Here is a 4,601-nt window from a genome sequence, read left to right as displayed (position 1 = left end):
GAAGGTTAACCATTTGGGTGAAAATTTAAAATTAAATATCGCCTTTAAAATTAATACTTTCAACACAATTATTAATTCCTATTACATAATCCGGGTTTAAAGGCTCTATTCGGATAGCATTATAGCCAAAGTTGTGCAATGAAATTGACATGGCTGGATAATTATGTCCACTAAACCCATACCAGGCTGGAACTCCCTGGTTTTTATCCAGATTGACATAGCAGTTCTCCATTTTCTTCTTGATAAAAAAGATATTCAGTGATATTTTGCTAATTTACGCTCTACAGTTAAACGAGGAGGACCGATCTGAACCATTATGAAAAAATTGGTATTACAGTCATTTTACTGTATATTTACAGCAAATAGGTAACCATGACTACACGAGAACATAAACGAACATCCAATATCAAAACTTTTGATCCCCGGCATAGCATAAAACGTGCTGTTAAGACGAGGGCTGCCGGTTCCAGGTGGGTTATTGTCACTTCAAAAGGAAAAGTTACATGGAGCAATAAGATAGAGAGGGTTACTGCAATTCGTAACGGTGTGCCTTACGAATCGGTGGAAGTTATTGGCAAAAAAGCAAACCTGCCGGTTAAGCATTTATTACATTATCTGGGCGTTCCCCAAACCACATACAACAAGAAGAAAAAAGAGAACGACCTACTAAGTGGCAGAAACAGTGAGGTAATACTTATATTATCAGAAGTACTTGATTTTGGACTTGAAGTATTCAATAATGAAGAAGAAAAGTTTCACCGTTGGTTGAGAAAAACAAACGTCTCATTAGGAAATGTACCGCCGGAAAGTTTGTTTGATTCAGTAACGGGGATACAGGAGGTTCGTAACACCCTAAGTAGATTGGAGTACGGAAACCTGGCTTAATAAGACGATCATGGAGCTTTGATTTCTTAAATCTGCCTCCATGTATAAAAGAATCGCAAATTCCATTCGACCTTAAATAATCATTTTTTATACGGATGAAAGTTTTCAGAATTGAAAGGGAGAAATACTTCGAAACCACATTGGAAGAAATTGGCGCAGCCTTAACCGAAGGCTATCGCTGGAATAGTTTAAGCACCTATTTGGTTTATACTGCCGAATCGAGGGCATTGGCAACATTAGAGGTATCGGCACACCTTGATCTAACTGAAGACCTTCCCACGGACAGACATTTTGTAGAAATCGATATTCCGGATGATATTATGATGCTTGAATTAGAAACGGAGGATCTACCCGACCGCTGGGACTCAAAACCCCCAATATTGGAGACTCAGTTTATAGGTGATGATTTCGTGAAAGAAAAAAATGCTGCTGTTTTAAAAGTCCCAAGTAGTTTCGTACCACAAGAATTCAATTACCTAATAAATCCCAAACACTCCGATTCTGAGCGGATTTCTGTCGTATCTGCTACGCCTTTCAATTTTGACAGCAGATTTCAACAACCGGGGATAAAAGAGACGTAATTTGAAAAGCTGTAATAAACCACCATGGAATACATTTTTTTAATAGCTGCATTCAACGCTCTGTTTTTTGCGTTTTTGATTTTGCAGAAAAAAAAAGCATCACATGATTACATACTCATTTTCTGGCTAATATATTTGAGTTTATATACAGGCATATACGCCTTGTTTTCAAATAAATTATTTACAGATTTCCACCTCCTTTCAGCAAGTTTTATTTCTTTACTGTTACTCCATGGCCCATTCCTGTTTTTATATATTTCGGCATTGATTGACCAGACGTTTCAATTCAACAGGAGAAAACTCTTACACTTTATTCCGTTTATCCTGTTCAATCTATTCATAGTTATCGCTTCCTTTTTCCCGGAAATGTCGGAAAGAATAAGGTTAGACCATGTTGAAATTGAACATGGGGCTCCTTTACTGTTTAATTTTTTCCTGATTCTAACAGTTTTATCCGGACCATTCTATTTCATTTTATCAATCCGGCGATTTAAAAAACTGGATATTAACATCTTTAATAATTTTTCATCGTATGAAAATGTTAACCTCGACTGGTTAAGAAAACTGGTTTATTCTTTTGGGGGTATTTGGACGGTATTAATGATTTTTGCCACTGTTCATCATATTTTTCAAATGTTCTCATGGATTTTCTGCACTCACGGGTTAACTCTTTCTTTATCTCTTTTTATTATCCTGATTGGTTATTATGGCCTGAAGCAAAAGGAAATTTTCATTCAATATCCTGATCGAAACACCGAATATGTAACCGAACCAAAAGCAAAATATGTCGGTATATCATTAAAAGAGACAGACATTAACCATTATACAGAAAAATTAAAACATTATATGGCTAGCGAAAAACCTTATTTGGAAGCCAGCCTCTCACTACCAGAATTGGCAAATAAACTTGACATACCTTCACATCATCTCTCACGGATTATTAATGAAGAATTTGGTGTCAATTTCTTTGATTTTGTCAATCAATATAGAATAGAAGAAGTGAAGGCAAGAATTGGTAATCCTGAGTTTAAAAATTTATCCCTTTTAGGAATTGCCTACGATTGTGGTTTTAATACGAAATCGGCTTTTAATAGAGTATTTAAAAAAATGACTGGATTTACTCCAAGTGAATACAGAAATAAAATGAAACAGCCCACGCCTTAACAAAATGGACTTCTCTTTAAAGTCCTATATCGCAATAGGTCTTCAAAGGATTATTTGATGAGTCCTACATTGCAAAGTAGGTCGCACAAACAAACCTCCAAAAGTACTTTTGTCTCAGGATAATTTTAATAATAACCACTAAAAAAAATTTATCATGAGACCAACAGAAATGAATTTGGAAAAAAATGCTCCAAAGGGTCTTCTTAAAACCCGTAAAACAAGTTTGAAAACGATCCTGTCCATTGTTTTCGTTTCATTAATGATAGCCGGCTCACTTCCCGCTTCAGCACATTGCGACTCTTTGGATGGACCTACAATTAAAGATGCAACTAAAGCCCTTGAAACAAACAATGTTAATTTAGTCCTGAAATGGATTTCCGAAGAACAGGAAAAAGAAATTATTCCGTTATTCAAAAAAACCTATGCTTTAAAATCTGGTGACAAAGAGGTTTATACCATTGTTAAAAAACATTTCTTTGAAACACTCGTGCGTCTGCACCGGCAAACAGAAGGCGCCCCCTTCACAGGGTTAAAACCTGCGGGTACGACTAAGAAAATTATTCAACTCAGCGATCAGGCAATTAAGAATAACGATATTGATGAATTACTTGGAAAACTAAACAACCACATTGGAAGAGTGATAAAGAAGAAATACGAAAAAGTGCAGACTCTTGACAAAGTCAAAAATGATTCTCCCGATAAAGGCCGTGAATACGTGGAGGCCTATGTAGATTATACTCATACTATAGAATCCGTTCATGACATCATTGAGCATGGAGGTGGACACTCCGCACACAAATAATGAAATCATAATGACGAAATTATTTTAGAATCTTCTTCGTTGATTTTCGGGGAAGATTCTTTTTTTAAAATGAAACAATTGGTTGTCTCAACATTCAGGTCTGAATAACCTCCCTCACAAGAAAAACTGCTCAAAATTATTTTGTAGGTAACAGTCTTGTGTATGGGAATTGAACCCTTTTCTAGAAAATATTACAAGTTTTTCTGCAAATTGTGTAAGTTAGTTTCAAAAGTTTGTTGTTATATTTGTAATTCCATAAATTAAAATATGCTTAGAACTATCACTAATATAATCATATCCTCTCTGTTGTTGGTTTCAACAACGGGACTGGCTATGTCTAAGCATTACTGTGAAGGGGAGTTTATTTCGGTTGAACTAAAAACCGAGTCAGACCCTTGCTGCGACGATAGCACCTGCTGTCACACAGAAACACAGTTTCTTCAGGTGGAAAACGACTTTCTGACTTCTTTCACAAATTTCAGTCTGGAGGCGCCGTTTGCTCCACAGGTTATCCTGACTTCATCTGAAGTAGAGATGAAACCTGTAAGAATAAATTACAACACTTCTTTCGTCCATTCCGGACTACATCCCCGTTGCACGGGGATACGCCTTGCTTTGCAACAGGTGTATCGTTTGTGATACTTTTGAACGCGAGGTCGCTGAGGCACAATAATCAAAAAGAGTATAATTACACATTTTTGTATCGTCTGCAATCTGAAAGTCTGAATTAAAAAGGCACAATAGTTTTTTTATTTTCATTCAGATTCGATACCGATATTTTTTTATTGATTTTAATACTCTGCTTTGCGCCTAACTTGTTCTCTTTGCGTATCCATCGACCTTTATTCCAGGAACTTATTACAAAAAAGGCACATATTAATAAATACGTATGCCTACTGGACTTAAAAACCACTAATTTACCTGACAATCGGGCAATTAGTGTCTTTACGTATTGCAAATTCTAAAAACATATACATGCTAAACAGAATTATAAAATATTTTCTGGAGAACAAGCTGGTTACGATGCTTTTGCTCGTTGCTCTGGTACCCTGGGGTATTTCCACTTCCCCCTTTGGGCATTGCTGTAAACTTAAGGAATAAATTGGTAAAAAAGGCAGGTGATAAAACGTCAAATCACCTGCCTTAGGTATAAGGATAATTAGAAAATT

Annotated in this window: 6 protein-coding genes; 5 read left to right on the top strand and 1 reads right to left on the bottom strand. The window is 36.0% G+C overall.

The features are described from left to right. Positions 1 to 31: 31 nt before the first annotated feature. Positions 32 to 232: a hypothetical protein gene (locus tag BM130_RS15010; RefSeq protein ID WP_074964420.1), complete on the bottom strand. Its 201-nt coding sequence runs from the start codon at positions 230 to 232 to the stop codon at positions 32 to 34. Positions 233 to 372: 140 nt separating this feature from the next. On the opposite strand from BM130_RS15010, the gene BM130_RS15005 reads away from it, so the two are divergent. The 5 genes from BM130_RS15005 to BM130_RS14985 all read left to right on the top strand — a co-directional run bounded on the left by BM130_RS15005 (position 373) and on the right by BM130_RS14985 (position 4,071). Next, on the top strand, positions 373 to 885 hold the full coding sequence (locus tag BM130_RS15005) for an Xre family toxin-antitoxin system antitoxin (RefSeq protein WP_010527100.1): 513 nt from the start codon (positions 373 to 375) through the stop codon (positions 883 to 885). Positions 886 to 980: 95 nt separating this feature from the next. Further along, entirely contained in the window at positions 981 to 1,466 is a 486-nt protein-coding gene (locus BM130_RS15000; RefSeq protein WP_010527101.1) for an RES family NAD+ phosphorylase, read from the top strand. Positions 1,467 to 2,099: 633 nt separating this feature from the next. Beyond that, complete coding sequence (locus BM130_RS15725) at positions 2,100 to 2,630, top strand: helix-turn-helix domain-containing protein (RefSeq protein ID WP_237706106.1); 531 nt, start codon at positions 2,100 to 2,102, stop codon at positions 2,628 to 2,630. A 154-nt stretch (positions 2,631 to 2,784) separates the two neighbouring features. After that, entirely contained in the window at positions 2,785 to 3,432 is a 648-nt protein-coding gene (locus BM130_RS14990) for a DUF6448 family protein (RefSeq protein ID WP_010527103.1), read from the top strand. Positions 3,433 to 3,699: 267 nt separating this feature from the next. Beyond that, on the top strand, positions 3,700 to 4,071 hold the full coding sequence (locus BM130_RS14985; RefSeq protein WP_074964419.1) for an HYC_CC_PP family protein: 372 nt from the start codon (positions 3,700 to 3,702) through the stop codon (positions 4,069 to 4,071). Positions 4,072 to 4,601: the final 530 nt, after the last annotated feature.

Origin of the sequence: Thermophagus xiamenensis, assembly GCF_900112795.1 — a bacterium.
Classification (GTDB): Bacteria; Bacteroidota; Bacteroidia; order Bacteroidales; family Marinilabiliaceae; genus Thermophagus; species Thermophagus xiamenensis.
Note: the sequence above shows the minus strand (reverse complement) of the source record. Positions and strands in the feature narration are given on the sequence as shown.

Excerpts from the sequence above, each read along its gene's own strand:
- BM130_RS14985 (WP_074964419.1), top strand. The coding sequence starts at position 3,700 with ATGCTTAGAACTATCACTAATATAATCATATCCTCTCTGTTGTTGGTT.
- BM130_RS14990 (WP_010527103.1), top strand. The coding sequence starts at position 2,785 with ATGAGACCAACAGAAATGAATTTGGAAAAAAATGCTCCAAAGGGTCTT.
- BM130_RS15010 (WP_074964420.1), bottom strand. The coding sequence starts at position 232 with ATGGAGAACTGCTATGTCAATCTGGATAAAAACCAGGGAGTTCCAGCC.
- BM130_RS15005 (WP_010527100.1), top strand. The coding sequence starts at position 373 with ATGACTACACGAGAACATAAACGAACATCCAATATCAAAACTTTTGAT.
- BM130_RS15725 (WP_237706106.1), top strand. The coding sequence starts at position 2,100 with ATGTTCTCATGGATTTTCTGCACTCACGGGTTAACTCTTTCTTTATCT.
- BM130_RS15000 (WP_010527101.1), top strand. The coding sequence starts at position 981 with ATGAAAGTTTTCAGAATTGAAAGGGAGAAATACTTCGAAACCACATTG.